The 15714-nt window shown below is 68.8% G+C and carries 14 protein-coding genes; 4 read left to right on the top strand and 10 right to left on the bottom strand.

The features are described 5' to 3' along the window. Positions 1–47 precede the first annotated feature (47 nt). The 4 genes from kynU to BN1959_RS08840 all read right to left on the bottom strand — a co-directional run bounded on the left by kynU (position 48) and on the right by BN1959_RS08840 (position 4171). A complete protein-coding gene (kynU, locus tag BN1959_RS08825; RefSeq protein ID WP_053948311.1) occupies positions 48–1388 on the bottom strand; it encodes a kynureninase in 1341 nt (446 codons plus the stop codon). 62 nt (positions 1389–1450) lie between these two features. Further along, positions 1451–2470, bottom strand: a complete 1020-nt coding sequence (locus BN1959_RS08830) for an AIR synthase family protein (RefSeq protein WP_053948312.1) — start codon at positions 2468–2470, stop codon at positions 1451–1453. A 55-nt stretch (positions 2471–2525) separates the two neighbouring features. Then, positions 2526–2975 (bottom strand): DUF7528 family protein, encoded by a 450-nt coding sequence (locus tag BN1959_RS08835; protein WP_237560317.1) that lies wholly within the window; start codon positions 2973–2975, stop codon positions 2526–2528. Positions 2976–3037: 62 nt separating this feature from the next. Continuing rightward, positions 3038–4171, bottom strand: a complete 1134-nt coding sequence (locus BN1959_RS08840; protein WP_053948313.1) for an LEA type 2 family protein — start codon at positions 4169–4171, stop codon at positions 3038–3040. A gap of 88 nt (positions 4172–4259) precedes the next feature. Between BN1959_RS08840 and BN1959_RS08845 the strand changes: the two genes are divergently transcribed. Further along, a complete protein-coding gene (locus BN1959_RS08845; RefSeq protein WP_053948314.1) occupies positions 4260–4442 on the top strand; it encodes a hypothetical protein in 183 nt (60 codons plus the stop codon). On the opposite strand, the gene BN1959_RS08850 is transcribed toward BN1959_RS08845, so the two are convergent. The 6 genes from BN1959_RS08850 to BN1959_RS08875 all read right to left on the bottom strand — a co-directional run bounded on the left by BN1959_RS08850 (position 4439) and on the right by BN1959_RS08875 (position 13836). Beyond that, a complete protein-coding gene (locus BN1959_RS08850; RefSeq protein ID WP_053948315.1) occupies positions 4439–6763 on the bottom strand; it encodes a heavy metal translocating P-type ATPase in 2325 nt (774 codons plus the stop codon). The genes BN1959_RS08845 and BN1959_RS08850 overlap by 4 nt on opposite strands. Before the next feature lie 48 nt (positions 6764–6811). Next, on the bottom strand, positions 6812–8320 hold the full coding sequence (locus BN1959_RS08855) for an ABC transporter ATP-binding protein (RefSeq protein ID WP_053948316.1): 1509 nt from the start codon (positions 8318–8320) through the stop codon (positions 6812–6814). Further along, entirely contained in the window at positions 8317–9339 is a 1023-nt protein-coding gene (locus tag BN1959_RS08860) for an ABC transporter ATP-binding protein (RefSeq protein ID WP_053948317.1), read from the bottom strand. Before BN1959_RS08860 ends, BN1959_RS08855 begins: the two co-directional genes overlap by 4 nt. Continuing rightward, on the bottom strand, positions 9336–10760 hold the full coding sequence (locus tag BN1959_RS08865; protein ID WP_053948318.1) for an ABC transporter permease: 1425 nt from the start codon (positions 10758–10760) through the stop codon (positions 9336–9338). The genes BN1959_RS08860 and BN1959_RS08865 overlap by 4 nt, the downstream gene beginning before the upstream one ends. 1 nt (position 10761) lies before the next feature. Next, on the bottom strand, positions 10762–11808 hold the full coding sequence (locus BN1959_RS08870; protein WP_053948319.1) for an ABC transporter permease: 1047 nt from the start codon (positions 11806–11808) through the stop codon (positions 10762–10764). Between the two features lie 126 nt (positions 11809–11934). Then, entirely contained in the window at positions 11935–13836 is a 1902-nt protein-coding gene (locus tag BN1959_RS08875; protein ID WP_053948320.1) for an ABC transporter substrate-binding protein, read from the bottom strand. 171 nt (positions 13837–14007) lie between these two features. Here BN1959_RS08875 and BN1959_RS08880 point away from each other — a divergent pair, with 171 nt between their 5' ends. The 3 genes from BN1959_RS08880 (at position 14008) to BN1959_RS08890 (ending at position 15713) form a co-directional block, all read left to right on the top strand. Next, the gene (locus BN1959_RS08880) at positions 14008–14973 is read left to right on the top strand and encodes a metallophosphoesterase family protein (RefSeq protein WP_053948321.1); all 966 of its coding nucleotides are present in this window, start codon (positions 14008–14010) and stop codon (positions 14971–14973) included. 103 nt (positions 14974–15076) lie between these two features. Beyond that, a complete protein-coding gene (locus BN1959_RS08885; protein WP_053948322.1) occupies positions 15077–15397 on the top strand; it encodes a DUF3784 domain-containing protein in 321 nt (106 codons plus the stop codon). A gap of 31 nt (positions 15398–15428) precedes the next feature. Further along, entirely contained in the window at positions 15429–15713 is a 285-nt protein-coding gene (locus tag BN1959_RS08890; protein ID WP_053948323.1) for a hypothetical protein, read from the top strand. Position 15714: the final 1 nt, after the last annotated feature.

The raw sequence follows: 15714 nt of genomic DNA on the forward strand, positions 1-15714 counted from the left end.
CCGACGACAAAACGGTGTTCACGCCGGAGTGTTCACGTCGTTCGCGGCTACGAGACGCCTTCGCTCGCGGTGAACGCCTCGTGTGCCCCTTCGTCGATCACGGCCCGGAGCTGTTCGGCCACGTCGTACACGTCCGCGTAGCCGACGTACAGCGGCGCCGGACAGATCCGGATCACGTTCGGCGGGCGGTAGTCGACGACCACCCCCCGCTCGCGGAGCGCCTGACTCACGCGGTCGGCGTCGGGGTGCTCGACGGCGACGTGGCCGCCGCGGCGCTCGTCTGCCGCGGGCGTTCCGACCGAATACTCGTAGCCCGCGTCGGCCAGATCCTCGACCAGCGTCGCGAGCAGCTCCGTCAGTTCGAGCGACTTCGCCCGCACCCGGTCGATCCCGGCCTCGTCGAGCAGGTCGAGCGAGCCCTCAAGCGGCGCCGCCGACAGCATCGGCACGGTGCCGATCTGCCACGCGCCCGCCGACTGCTCGGGCCTGTACGTGAGTTCGAGGTCGAACTGGCTCGCTTTCTCGTTCCCCCACCAGCCCGGCAGGGCGGGCGCCAGCCCGTGGTAGCGCTCGTTCACGTACAGCCCCGCGATGGCTCCCGGGCCGGCGTTGAGGTACTTGTAGGAACACCAGACCGCGAAGTCCACGTCGGCCGCCGAGAACTCGTGGGGGACTGCGCCGACGGAGTGGGCGGCGTCGAACCCGGCGAGTGCGTCGTGGTCGTGGGCGAGTTCGGTCAGCGCGTCCACATCGAACAGTTGCCCCGATCGGTAGAGCACGGTCGGCATGAACAGGATCCCCACGTCGTCGCCCATCGCCGCCGCGACATCCTCGTACTCAATCGTCCGGCCGTCCCGGCTCTCCACCAGCCGGAGGTGTTCGTCGGGGTCCAGCCCGCGCTGGCGGAACTGTGCGCGGATCGCGTAGTGGTCGGTCGGGAAGTCGAGTTCGTTCGCGACGACGACGTTGCCCGAGGCGTCGACCGGCGAGTCGTCGAGAGCGTCGGGCGCGTCCATCGCCCGTGCCGGCACGTCGGCGACGTGATCGAGGAACGTCCCGACCAGGCTGTGGATGTTGATGGTGGTGGAGTTGGCGATCACGACCTCCTCCGACTCGGCGCCGACGTACGGCGCGAGACGCTCGCCGAGGTGTTCGGCGTACTCCCACCACGGCTGTTCGCCCTCCGTCCAGCCCTCGATGCCGCGCTCGCGCCACTCGTCGACCACGCGGTCGAGCGTGCGTTCGGCGTCGTCGCTGATCGGCCCCAGCGAGTTCCCGTCCATGTACAGCTCGCTGGGCACGTCGAAGCGGTCGCGGTACGCCGACAGCGGGTCGGCGGCGTCCCGCGCGGCGGCGTCCTCGCGGGCGATCGAGAAGGGGCTGCTCATGCACGGTTCTCCGTCCCGCCCGACAAAGGCGTTACCACACCGGCCGCCGCCCCATTCGCGGCTCACTCCTCGCCGGCCAACTCGGCGTAGGCGTCCCACGAGGGGTCCCGCGGCGGCTCGGTCCACTCCTCGCCGCGGAACCGGACACCCGAACCTTCTACGACTTTCCCGACTTCGGCGACGGGCGTCCCCCGACGCTCGATCGCCGCCCGGACCGCGTCGGCGTCCTCGGGCGCGACCGCGAGCACGAGCGTCCCCGAACTGGTGGATTTCCACGGGTCGATCCCCAGCGCCGCACAGACCGCGTCGACGCCCGACCGCATCGGCGCCGCCGCGTGGTCGATCTCGAACCGGACCCCGGCGCTGCCGGCCATCTCACAGAACGCGCCGAGCAAGCCCCCCTCCGTCGCGTCGTGCATCGCGGTCACTTCCCTTGTCTCCGCAGCGGTCACGGCGTCGCGGACCAGCGTGGCCTCGTCCAGCCCCGTGGCGGCCTCGGCAACCGTCTCGGGCGACAGCCCGCGCTCGCCGAGTTCCTCGGGGTACAGCGACGCGAACAGGCCCGCGGTCTCGACGGCCGGCCCGCGAGTCACGAGCAGGCGGTCGCCCGGGCGCGCGCCGTCCGGGCGCACGACCGCCGCGGGGTCGCAGACGCCCATCGCCGTCGCCGCGCCGACCCACGGGAACTCGGCGCCGGGGTAGCGCGCGGTGTGACCTGTGAGCACGCTGATCCCCAGATCACGACACTCCTCGTGGATCGCGCCCCAGAGCGCGTCGAACTGTTCGTCGGTGATGGACTCGGACAGCGAGAAGGAGATCGCGAGGTGGCTGGGGACGACGCCGGCGACGGCCACGTCCGAGAGCGCGACGTGGAGCGCGAACCGGCCCGCGCGTTCGAACCCCAGCGCCGGGAGCACCGAGATCGGGTCGGTCGCGACCGCCAGCCCCGTCCCGTCGAGGTCGAGCAGGCCGAAGTCGACGCCCGCAGTCGGGCCAAGCGCCACGTCGTCGCGCTCGGCGCCGAGTCGGGGGGCGATCCGCTCGGCGAAGAACGTCCGGTCGATCTTGCCGCTGTCGGTCATGTTTCCGGCTGCGGGCGGCGGCGACGTATGCCTGCCGACCGACGGCGACCGCTCGTCAGTCCTCGGACTTCTCGGCCCGTAGCGGGCGCTCGCTGATCAGCCGACAGTCGAACCGCGGGTGCTCGGCGAAGTGGCGCACGATCAGGTGGCGTCGGGAGCCGGTGACGCCCTGCTCACCCACCGCCTCGGCCCCGAACTCGGGGGGTAGCGATTCGAACAGCGCCCGCAGCGCCTCGAAGGAGTCGAACACCTGTTCGTTTCCCGGCGTGTCGGCGCCTCGGCGGGCGACGGTGTAGCTCCCGTCGCGGCGGTACTGTCCGACGGTCCGGAACAGCGCCAGTCGGCGCTCCAGCGCGTCGCCGACGGACTCCCGCAGCGCGAGCGCGGCCTCGCGGGGCAAGCGATACGTCTCGCCGTCGACGGTCAGCCGGACCGCCCCGTCCTCACGCTCGGCCGCGACCGCGGTCTCGTCGTGCGAGAAGAACCCGATCAGGAGCGTGTTCACTCCGCATAGTCGAACGCAGCACCGCCACCGCGAAGAACGTGTCGGCGCTCAGTGACGTGTTGTCACGCCACGGAACCACCGACCGCGAGGAGTCCGTCGTCGGTCGGTGTCGGCGTCGGTGTGGCTGTCTCGTCGTCAGTGGGCGTGTCGTCGGGCGTCGCCGTCTCCTCGTCGTCGGGTGCTGTCGCCGTTTCAGTTCCGTCGGGCGTGGGCGTGGCCTCGCCCTCGGTGCCGCCGTCGGACGCACCCCCACCGAAGATGTCGGTCTCGATGGTGCGCTGGATGGAGTCGAGCCGGATCTCGATGGTGTCGCCGCCGAACGAGGAGAGGTCGATCCGGGCGTAGAACGTCACCTCCAGTTGTGTCGTCTGCTCGTTCTGGAGGTGGGTGACCCACCACTCGTCGAGGTTCTCGTTCTGCAGCGCCGTCGTCGCGCGGACGGTCTCGCGCTCTCCGGGGGCGATGCTGACCGCGCTCTCGGTCGCGCCCTCGCCCATCGTGACGGTGTTCATCTCGATCTCGTAGCCGATCTCCGAGATCGCGACCGGCGTCGGGTTGGGGTTGTACAGCTCGAAGGCGGTGTCGATCTCGGTGGTCTCGTTGCTCACCGCGCCCCACTGGCCGCTGGTGCTGTTGAGCCAGAGCACGGGCTCGGGAGCGAACGGCCGGTCGACGTCGATCGGCCGGTCCTCCTCGCTGTTGAACCCGCCGATGACGTTCGTGTTCACCGACCGTTCGATCTGTGGGTCGAACGACTGGCCCAGCAGGTCCGAGTGGATCGAGGCGTCGACGGTCAGCGTGGTGTTCTCGCCGTTCTCGACGTGGGTGACCCACCACGGCGGGATGCGGTCGTTGTTCATCCGCGTCGTGAGCGGGATCGAACTGTTGCCGCTGGCGTTCACCCCCAGCCCCTCGCGCCCGCCGGTAGCCATCCGGACGCCGTTCATCTCGACGGCGTAGTCGATCGTGAGCCCACCCAGCCGCAGCCCGAACGGGTTGGGGTTGTCGACGACGATCTCGGACTCGATCGTCGTGGTCGACTCGTTCACCGGGCCGAACGCGTTGTCGACGACGACGACCGAGGGCGCGCCGATGATCCCGACCGCCCACGCCCCGCCGATCGAGAGCGACAGCACTCCGAGCACTGCGGCGGCGATCTTCAGCGTCGACGCCGCCGCGAGTTTCCCACCCAACATGGCCGGCCATGAACGGTCCTCCCCTTTAGCGTCGTCGGGCACGGGACGGAAGCGTGTCGCTCATGCTGTCGGAGGTCGAACTCTCGATATGGACGAACGAGTACGGACCGTAGTCGGGCTCGGTGGCGCGTCGATACTCGTCGTTGGGGGGACGCTCGCGACGGGCTTGCTCCCGAGCACGCCACGCTCACAGCTGCTCGCGGGGGGACTGATCGTCGCCGGCTTCGCACTTGGCCTTCTCACGCTGGGTGAGTTCGAACTTCCCGATTAGTCGGCACGGAACGCGTTGCCGGCGATCAGCCCACAGCACAACACCGCCGCCCCCATCGTCAGCAGGGGGTTGAGCAGCCCGCCGATCGCCAGCGGGATCGCGGCGACGTTGTACAGCAGCGCGAGCCGGTCGTTCCAGCGCCGCCGCCGGTAGCTCTCCGCCGAGTGGTCGAACGCCGCGGCGACGCCGGAGAGGTCGTCCTCGACCACCGCCAGATCCGAGGCCTCGGCCGCGAGTGCGGTCCCGCTCCCGAGCGAGATCCCCAGATCCGCCGCGGCCAGCGCCGGCGCGTCGTTGGTCCCGTCGCCGACCATCGCGACCGGCCCGTCGGCGCGCAGCCGCCGGACCGCCGCCGACTTCCCGGCCGGGGGGACGCCCGCGAACACGTGGGTGACGTGCGGGCTGGCGGCGAACTCGGCGGCCGCGGACTCGTCGTCGCCCGTGAGCACGACCACGTCGAGCCCCCGGTCGGCGAGGCGTTCGAGCGTCGACGCCCAGTCGGGCCGGGCCTCGTCGCCGACGATCACGATTCCCGCCGCCGCGCCGTCCTCCCCGACGAGCACCGGGAGCTTCCCGGCCTCGCGGGCCTCGCTCGCCCGGGACGCGATGTTGTCAGGCACCGACCAGCCGCGCTCCGCGAACAGGTCGGGGTTCCCGACGAGCAGCTGCCGGCCGTCGACAGTTCCCTCGACGCCGGTCGGGTGGCTGGTGAACGACTCGACCGTGTTGTCGTCGCCGCCGAACGCGTCGACGATCGCCGCGGCCGCGGGGTGGGCGGCCCGTCGTTCGAGTTCGGCGGCCGCCGCGAGCAGGTCCGCTGGCGCGTCGTAATCGAGCAGCTCCATCCGGCCGGTGGTGAGCGTCCCGGTCTTGTCGAACACGACCGTCTCGACGCCGCGCAGCCGCTCGAACGTCGTCTCGTCGAACACCGCGACGCCGTCCTCGAGCGCGCGGGCGACGCTCGTCCCCGCCGACAGCGGCGTCGAGAACCCCAGCGCCCACGGCGAGGCGGCGATGAACGTCGTGAGCAGCCCGACGACGCCGACCGCGATCCGGCCGCCGCTCAGCACGAACGAGCCGACGCCGACGAGCAGTGCCACCGCGACCAGCGGCGGCGTTACTCGCTCGGCGATTCGGTTCGCGCGGCGCTGGCCCCCGTGGGCGGCGCTCTGGAACCCCCAGACCGACGCCGCGAGCCGGTCGACGCTGCTCGCCACGCCGTCGCCGACGGTGATCGTCGCCGCGCCCGTGCTGACGATCGAGCCGCCGATCAGTTCGTCGCCCGCCCGCTTCCGAACGGGCGCCGACTCGCCGGTGACGACCGCCTCGTCGACGGTACACTCGCCCTCCGTGAGCGTGCCGTCCACGGGCACGCGCTCGCCCTCGGGGACGAGCACGCGGTCGCCCGGTTCGAGTGCGTCGACCGGGACGGTCTCGCTCCCGGCGTCGGTCTCGCGGGTCGCGTCCGCCACGCGGGACACCGTGAGATCGGTCAGCGCGCTCGCGGCGTTGCGCTTCGTGAGCGACTCGTAGAACGTCGCGCCGGTGACGCCGGCGACCGCCACCACCGCGAGGTCGTAGTAGGCGCCGAACGTCCCCGCGAAGTAGCCCGCGACCCCGAACAGGTACGCCGCGATCGCGGTCAACGTCACGAGTAGCCCCGTGTTGGGTTTCCTGAGGACGATCGCGATGTAGGCGTCCCGGAGCACGGGCGCGCCGGTGACGACGATGACGACGAACGTCAACACGAGGAACACGGGGACGACGGTCGTGATGCTCGCGCCGCCGCCCAGCGGGTCGGCGAAGCCCAGCAGCGCCGCGAGGTGGGAGGGGTAGAACACGACGGCGTAGGGGAGCAACAGGAACGAGGCGAACACCACCCCGGCTGCGTAGCGGTAGCCCAACGCACCGTCGACGACGCCGCCGTCGGTGTCGACCGAGCTCCCGGGCTCGCGATCCTCACGCGGCGTGGCGTCGTAGCCGAGGCCGGAGAGCGCCTCGGTCAGTTCCTCGACCGGCGGCTCGCCGTCGCAGTCGACGCGGATCGACTCGGTGACGTAGCTCGCGTCGGCGGCGACGACGCCGTCGACGCCGCGTGCGACGGCTTCGAGGTACGCCTCACAGGTCGCAGAATGCATCCCCTCGACCGAGAAGAACGCCGACGTGGTCCCGTCGGCCGCGGCGTCGGCCGTCTCGGGCCCGGTGTCGGCGGGCTCAGCGAGGGTTTCGGCGATCGACCGACAGCCCGCCGAGCAGAACGCCCCGTCGCGGTGCTCGGGAACGGGGCTGTCACAGAGGTCGCAAGCGGACGGTTCGGACACGGGCGAGGGTACGTCGCCGTGGCGTAAGCCCTGTCGGTTCGGGCCCGGTTAGCTCCGGTAGCGCTGTTCGATCACCGGGCCGGGATCCTCGTACTCCTCGCGGTGGCGGAGACACCGGCTCTCCCGCCCCTCGCCGACGTCGTTGGCGTCGGGGTGTTCCTCGGTGCAGACGCTGCCGAACGCCTCGTCCAGCCGCGTCGCGGCGCCGTCTTCGTCGCCGGCACGGGCCATCTCCACGGCCTCGTACACGACCGACGCCGCGTCGTCGGGCATGTTCAGCGTGATGTCGCCGTCGGCTTCCTCCTCGGCGTCGAACAGTTCGAGCAGGAGCTCGTCGACCGTCGACACGTCCTGCACGCCAAGCCGCTCTTTGACCACGTCGACGATGCTCTTCTCGGCGTTCGCGCGGGCCCGGAGCACCGAGTGGAGCTGGTCGAGCGCCTCCCAGTGTTCGCCGGAGACGCTGTACTCGTCGGGGCGGATCTTCGCCGGGCAACGCGTCGAGAACCGACAGCCCGTCGGCGGGTCCCGCGGGCTCGGCGGCGTCCCGCGCAGCGTGATACGCTCGCCGGTCTCGACCAACGAGCCGGGAATCGCCGACAGCAGCGACTCGGTGTAGGGGTGAGAGGGGTCGGTGAACACCTCCTCGGTTGGGCCGAGCTCCATCACCTCACCCAGGTACATCACCGCCACGCGGTCGGCGATGTGGCGGACGACGCTCAGGTCGTGGGCGATGAACAGGAAGGTGAGCCCGAGCTCCTCCTGTAAGTCTTCGAGGAGGTTGATGATCCGGGCCTGGACGCTCACGTCGAGTGCGCTCACGGGTTCGTCGAGCACGAGGAACCGCGGTTCGAGCGCGAGCGCGCGGGCGATGCCCACGCGCTGACTCTGCCCGCCGGAGAACTGGTGGGGGTAGCGGTAGAAGTGCTCCTCCTGCAGCCCCACCTGTTCGAGCAGGTCGCGCACGCGGTCCTCGCGCATCTCCGAGGCGTGTTTGGTCACCTCGACGCTGATCTCCACCTCGTCGATCTCGACCTCCACGTCGTCGATCGACAGCGGTGCGTTCTTGCGGACGGTGACGCTGTCGTCGATGCCGACAGTGATGTCGGGGCGTTCGCCGTCCTCGGCGCGGTGGACGAGTTTCCCCGACACCTCGCGGTCGTCGCTGACCGACACTGCGAGGTTCGGCCAGTCGTGGGCGTCGAGCGGCTCGCGGATGATCTCGCCGACGGTCATCCGCTCGTTCAGGCTGGCCTCGGGGTCCTGGAACACCATCTGGGCCTGACTCTGCCACTCCCGGAGCTCCCGGCCCGAGATGCTGGTCACGTCGGTGTCGTCGGCGACGACCTCACCCTCGGTCGCCTTCTCGAGGTTGAGAATCGTCCGCCCCAGTGTGGTCTTCCCACAGCCGGACTCGCCGACGAGCCCGAGCGTCTCGCCCTCGCGGATGTCGAAGCTCACGCCGTCGACCGCCTTGACGGGGTCGCTGCCGAGCAGGCCGCCGTCGTCGTAGTACTTCTTCAGGTCGCGGACTTCGAGGAACGGTTCGGCGCTCACGCGCGCTCACCCCCGTCGTTCGCGAACTTCTCCTCGGGCGCCGACTCCTCGAACCGGTCGTCGTACAGGAGACACGCCGCCTCGTGGTCGACGTTCCCGTCGCCGACGTCGATCCGTTCGGGGTGGACCGCCTCGCAGTCCTCGAACGCGTGGGGACACCGCGGCGCGAACCGGCAGCTCGTTGGCTCGCTGGTCGATGTCGGCACCTCACCTTCGATCGTTGGCAGCCGTTCGTCGCCGGCGGTCCGGCCGGGGATGCTCGCGAGCAGCCCCCGGGTGTAGGGGTGGCGGGGGTTGTCGAACAGCTCGTCGACCGGCGCGCTCTCGACGAACTCGCCGGCGTACATCACGTTCACGCGGTCGGTCGTCTCCTCGATCACGCCCATGTCGTGAGTAATGAACAGCACGCCCAGGTTCTCCTCGCGCTGGAGCTCGTCCAGCAGTTCGAGGATCTGGGCCTGAATCGTCACGTCGAGTGCGGTCGTCGGCTCGTCACAGACCAGCAGGTCCGGGTCACAGGCCAGCGCGATCGCGATCACCGCACGCTGGCGCATCCCGCCGGAGAACTGGTGGGGGTACTCCGACACGCGGCGGGCGGCGTCGGGGATGCCAACGTCCTCCAGCAGTTCGATCGCGGCCTCGGTGGCCTCCTGCCCCCGGAGGTCCTGATGGATTCGCAGGGCCTCCTTGATCTGGTTCCCGACGGTGTAGACGGGGTTGAGCGAGTTCATCGGGTCCTGGAACACGATCGCGATGTCGCCGCGGTGTTCGTCCCAGTTGCCGCCGACGAGCTCGTCGCCGCAGAACTCGATCGACCCCTCCTCGATCACGCCGGGCTCCTCGACCAGCCCGAGCACCGAGCGGGCGGTGACGGACTTGCCCGACCCGGACTCGCCGACGAGGCCGACGGTCTCGCCGCGCTGGACGTCGAAGCTCACGCCGTCGACGGCGCGGATCGTCTCCTTGTCGGTGTGGAACACGGTGCGGAGGTTCTCGACGGAGAGCAGCGTGTCGCTCACGCGCCACCCCCTGCCCCGGCGGTCTCGCCGCCGGCGCTGTCGGACTGCGGGTCGATCGCGTCGCGGATCCCGTCACCCAGCGCGTTGAACCCGGTCACGACCAGCGTGATCAGGATGCCGGGGATCAGCGAGATGTGCCAGGAGCCGGTGCGGACGTAGTCCTGGCCGAGGTTGATCGCCCGTCCCCACTCGGGCGTCGGTGGCTGCACCCCCAGCCCGAGGAAGGACAGCCCCGCGATGGAGATGATCGCGCCACCCAGCGTCATCGAGCCGTAGATCAGCAGGTAGCCGGTCACGTAGGGAAGCATGTGTTTGCGCATGATCGTGAGCGGCGTCTGCCCGAAGCTCCGGGCGGCGTCGATCCACTCCCGCTCGGAAATCTGCAGCGCCGGCCCACGGATGGAGCGCCACATGTACGTCCAGCCAGTGAACGCGAAGATCAGCGCGAGCAGGAACCCGCCGCTGTACACGTCGCTGATCCACGTCTCCCTGAGGACGGTCGTCAGCATGATCAGCAACAGGAGCTGGGGCATCGCCATCACGGCGTCGGAGACGAGCACCATCCCCAGGTCGATCCGCCCCTTGTAGTACGCCGAGGTCAGCGCGAGCGAGGCGGCGATCGACGCACTCAGCGCGACCGAGAGCACGCCGATGACCAAGGAGATCCGTGAGCCCACTGCGAGGAACGTGAACAGGTCCCTGCCGTTCTGCATCGTGCCGAACGGGTGGAACCGCCCGTAGTCGTCGTACGTCCAGAGCCCGACGTTCTCGTCGTTCCCTACCGAGAGGGAGTTGAGGTTGGCCTGGCCGACGACGACCTCCTCGACGGACTGGGTCTCGGTGTCCCAGTAGCTGATCTCGTGGCCGTAGGAGTTGCGCATGTTCTGGTCGACGGTCGTCGGCCCCAACGCGGGGGCGAACACCGCCATCGTCACGAACATGAACACGATCACCAGCCCGAAGATCCCCCACTTGTGCCCGCGGAACCGGTTGAGCATGTCGTCACGGGGGGTCCAGTCGGCGGCGCGGTGCTCCTGGCGGTAGATCCGCAGCCCCCAGATGACCCAGCCGAGGGCGGCGAAGGCGTAGAGATAGATGAGCGTCGCCCGCAGCGCCCACGCCATGGCCGGCGCCAGTCCGAGGAACGTCCCCTCGTAGCCGCTCCCGTCGTAGTACCCCTGGTTGGGGACCGTCTCGCGGGAGAGCAACGTCGGGATCGACTGGAGCGCGTTCTCGAGGCTGGTCAGGAAGCCGACGCTCTCAACGCCGGGCAGCGCGAGCACCGCGTCGATACCCAGCCCGACGACGAAGTTCGCGAGCGCCCCGAACTGGAGCACGAGGAGGAACACACCAACGGCCGCCCACAGCGCGGTCCGGCCGTCGGTCAGCGTCTCCGTGAACCGGGAGGTCTTCACCGCCATCTCACTCGCCCTCCAGCCCGACGCGTGGGTCGATCAGCGTGTACAGCACGTCCTGAATGAGATTGATTCCGACGATCATGAGGATGAATACGTACATCAGCGTCCCGACAAGCGGGAGGTCGCCCTGGATGGCCGCCTGGAAGAACAGGTAGCCGATCCCGTTGATCCCGAACACGGACTCGACGAGCACGCTGCCGCCGATCAGCAGGAACGCCTCGCTGGTGATGATCGGGACCAGCGGCACCAGCGCGTTCCGGAGGATGTGTTTGTACACGAGCGCGCGGTCGGAGACGCCCTTGACTTTGGCGAGCTCGACGTAGTCTTGGTTCTTCACTTCGAGCACGGCCGTCCGGCCGATACGCATCTCGTTCCCCATCGACGCCGACCCGAGGACGATCGCGGCGGGCGCCACTTTCTTGATCGCCTGCAGGGTCGCGTTCGGGTTCGTAAAGAGGGCTAGCGGGTTCCCCGAGAGATAGCTGAGATCGGGGTTGCCGGAGATACCGGAGGTGAGGTTCGGCCCGAGCGTCTCCCAACTGAAGCCGAAGATCGCCTGGGAGCTGCCGAGCACTGCGAGCAGCATGATCCCGAGCCAGAAGTTCGGCATCGCCCGCCAGACGATCCCGCCCATCGAAGCGGTGTAGTCGGCCACGGTGTTCGACCGCATGCCGGCGTAGAACCCCAACGGAACGCCGATGAAGATCGCGATCAGCACCGACCAGAACCCCAGCCAGAGCGTCCGCGGGAGGAAGTCGAGGATGAGCGCGTTCACGTTCGACCCCTGGTAGAGCAGCCACGTCTGGCCGAGGTCGAACATCAGCAGACTCGAAACCCAGTCGACGTAGTGCTGGAGCGGGGGTTGGTTCAGTCCCAACTGCGTCTGTGCGGCCTGATACGCGGCCGGGTCACGCGTCTGTCCCTCGCTCAGCAGGCGTGCGGCGGGGTCGATCGGCCCCTGGAAGATGATGTACCACGTCATCGACGTCCCCAGCCACACGACCGGGATCGCCATGAGCAGCCGTTTGGCGAGGTACTTGGCTCTGCTCACGTCTGGCCTCCGTCGGTCGGCTGTTCGATGCGCACGTTACGGAGGTCGAGACCGCGTATTTGGTGCATTCGTGTGCGTTCGCGCAGGGGTAGGAAGGCGGTATTGAAAAGACGGCCGATCGCTGCTCTACCGGCTGAGCGTGAGATCGGTGAACGTCTGGTTCTCCATCACACCGTACATCTCGACGTCGACGTCCTGGTGCCAGAAGCGCTGGCTGGCGGGGTTGACGATCGGGAGCTCCTGGACCGAGAGCCAGTTGCCCTCCTCGACGGTCTGGAACGCCTCGGCCTCCTCCTCGGCCGTGGAGTCCGAAGGAGCGTAGTTCTGCTCCCACGCGTCGATCGTCGTCTGTCGGAGCTCCTCGTCGAAGTAGCTCCCCTCCGCGCCCCAGCGGGTGAACTGCGTCGACGGGTTCCCGCCGAACAGGAAGCGCAGGAAGTTCTCCGGGCCGGGGTACTCCATCCCGTCACCCAGCGCGAACACTTCCATCTCGCCGCCGATGGCCTGGCTGATGATGGTGCCGAACTGCGCCTCGGTGATGTCCATCTCGATGTGGGCCTGCCGGAGCTTGGACTGCAGCCGGGTGAGCACCCGCTGGTAGCCGCTGTTGCCCGAGATCGTCGTCGCAGTGATCTCGAACGTGTTGTCGGAGCTGTAGCCGGCTTCCTCCATCACCTGCCGGGCGGACTCGAGATCCGTCTCGGCGTAGCCGTACGGGTAGCCGTCGGCGGCGCCTTCGAGGTTGGACTGGTAGCCGTCCTCGGCGTGGCGGGTGTACGTCTCGCCCGCGGAGACGCCCTCCTCGAAGGTGGGGTACGCCGCCGGCGGCACGATGTGGTACGCCGGCGTGGCAGTCCCCTTGTAGACGTTCTCCGCGACGTCGTGCTGGTTCAGCGCGTACGCGAACGCCCGCCGGACCGGTCGCGGTACCTCGAGCGTGTTGAACACGAGGTACTCCGTGGTCAGCGAGGCAATCTGGCCGTAGTTGACCGTCTGGCCGCCAAGGTCGTACGTCCCGATCTCCTTGGCACCCTGGTCCTCCTCGATGTTCACGTTGCCCGGCGTGAACGAGGCCGTCGGCATCCCTTCGAGGATGTCGGCGTTCCCGTTCTCGAAGCGGTTGAGCCGGGTGTTGCCGTCGGGGACGACCGTGTAGACGATCTCGTCGATCTGGGGCTGGGTGCCGTAGTAGCCGTCGAACGCCGACAGCGTGATCGCGTCACCCTTGCTCCAAGAGTCGACCTCGAACGCGCCGGCGCCGGCGAAGGTTGGGCCGTCGCCGGAGGTGCTGAAGAACTCGTTGTAGGAGTACTCGCCGTCGTACCCCTCGATGTCGCCGACCGAGTTCTCGGGCAGGATCGCGAACGTGCCGCCCGAGATCTGGAACAGCGACCACGAGAACGCGCTCCGCAGCGTCATTTCGAACGTGTAGTCGTCGACGGCCTCGACCGCGAGCGACTCCGGGACGATGTCGTCGAGCGTCTCCTCGTCCTCGGGTTGGGCGATGGAGGCGTCCTTCTCGTGGTCGATCGTCATCGTCTCGCCGATGATGTCGTCCTGGTTCCGGGAGTTCTCGGACTCCGCGAGCCGGCGGAAGGAGTAGACGACGTCGTGTGCCGTCACGTCGTCGCCGTTGTGGAACGTGGCGTCCTCACGCAGCGTGAACGTGTACGTGAGGCCGTCGTCGGACAGCTCGTAATCCGTCGCGAGCGCCGCCTCCGGCGGGTACTCCCCGTCCGGGAACATCATCAACTGCTGGTTGTACTGGTTGTAGCCGGCACCGGACCCCTTCGCGTTGATCGGGTCCAGCGTCTGGATAGCGCCGGTCGCCATCATCTGGAGGGTGCCGCCGGACTGGGGCGTGCCCTCCGGCTCGGTGTCGGTGTCGTCGGAGCCGCCTGCCGGCTCGTCAGTGGGCGATTCCGTCGCTGTTTGATCGGGTGCATTACCGCCGCAGCCGGCGAGCGCCGCCGCAACGCCGGTGCCTGCCGCCGCTAAGAACGATCGCCGAGTGCTCTCCTCGGGCATCACCCCTACAGGATTACCGCCTGCAGAAATAGTTTGCCCTCTGAGTGTGCGTTTGGGACAGTACGTCCCAATATCGAGCGTTTGAGACAGTGCCACTATATATCGATACATATCCGACCGCCGGCCGTCGAAGCTCCGTGGGCTTATCAACCGGGTGCCCACACACCCCGTATGGCCGTCGATCCAGTCGACCACAGTGGTAGCGCACCGGGGAACGTGATGGCACGCCTCCAGCGCCCGTGCAGCGACGAACGGACCCGCATCGCCGTCGTCGCGGACCCGCACGTCTCCACGCGCGAAGAGGGCACGTCGAAGCTGTTCGAGCACACCGAGGCCCACCTCGCGAGCGCAGTCGCGGACATCAACGACCGCGACGTGGACTACACGCTCTGTGTCGGCGATATCACCAAGGACGGCGAGCGCTGGAACTACGACGCCGCCGACGAGATCCTCGCCGATCTCGACAGCCCGTTCCGCTCGGTTCCGGGCAACCACGACGTGGAGAAGGAGGGGTACGACCACGAGAACCTCCCCCTGAGCGAGTTCGAAGAGCGCTACACGCCGGACGGGCTGCCGTTCCACGAACGCGTCGACGGCGTCGACGTGGTCGGCCTCAACAGCGCCGGCGGCGACGACTGGCTGACCGACTCCCACGACGGGCTCGTCACCGACCACCAACTCGAGTGGCTCGACGAGACGCTGCCCGAACTCGAGAACCCCCTGATTGCGGTCCACCACAACCTCCCGACGATGTCCGAGCAGTTGGTCCAGCACCGCGACAACAACGAGCCGGAGATGGCGATCCCGCCGACGATGCGCAACCCCGAGCCGTTCCTCGACACGCTCGAAGCCCACGACGCGCCGCTGGTCGTCACCGGCCACCTCCACCTCCCCTCGGCCACGAAGGAGCGAGGCGTCCGCGAGATCATGTCGCCGACGACCTGCTCGTTCCCGCAGTCGTACCTGCTGTTCGACGTCGGCCCCGAGGGCACCGAGATCCGACTGGTCCCCGTCACCGACCACGAGGGGATGATGCTCGGTCACTACGAGCGCCATCAAGACTCGATCACCGGCAAGGGGCTGACCGACATGGCCGCGGTCCGGCTGGCGCAGTTCCCGCTAGTCGACGAGTCCTGAGCGATCGGCGCCACGACTCACAGGGGGTCGAGAACGTATCTCCCGCGTCGCAGTCGGGGAGATCGGGACGGTACTTACGTCGGTGGCGCCACGACCGGCAGATATGTTCGGACTCCCTCCAAGTTCGGTCGAGTGGCTGGCGGTCGGCGCCGTGCTGGCGGCGTTGGGGGCGCTGATCAAGTTCGGCGGCTGGACGTTCCTGATCGCCGGCTACGACGAGTCGACGCCCGTCCCCGAGGACGTCGCGGCGAACATGGTGGGCAACACCGTCCTCCGTCTCGGCGTGGCGCTACTGGCGGTCGGCGCCGTCGGGGCAGTGTCGGGCGTACCGTCGTTCACCGGCCCGCTGCTCGCGGTCGTGATCGTCGTCGCCGTCGGTAGGCTGCTCTACCGCCTCAACACGTACGACCCGGGGGCATCGTAAGCTGTTTCACCGCAGCATTCGACCCCTCGCCGTGGTCCACCCGCACCTGCTCGTGCTCGTCACCGGCCTCGCCCTCCTCCCCGTCGCGGCCGAACTCTGGTCGCGCTACTTGGGTGCCAATCCGGAGAACTGGCCCGATCGGGCGCTGATCCGTGTCGGGAGCGCTCTGCTGGTTTTGGCGCTCGTGGGGTTCGACGGCGCGTTCGGACTGATCCCTGATCCGGGCGTGTCGGCGGGCATCGCGACCGCGGCGGAGCTCGTCCTCTTCGGGCTCTCACTCGCCGCCTACGCCGCGTTCTGGTACCGCCGCGACTGAG

Source organism: Halolamina sediminis (genome assembly GCF_001282785.1).
GTDB classification, from domain to species: domain Archaea; phylum Halobacteriota; class Halobacteria; order Halobacteriales; family Haloferacaceae; genus Halolamina; species Halolamina sediminis.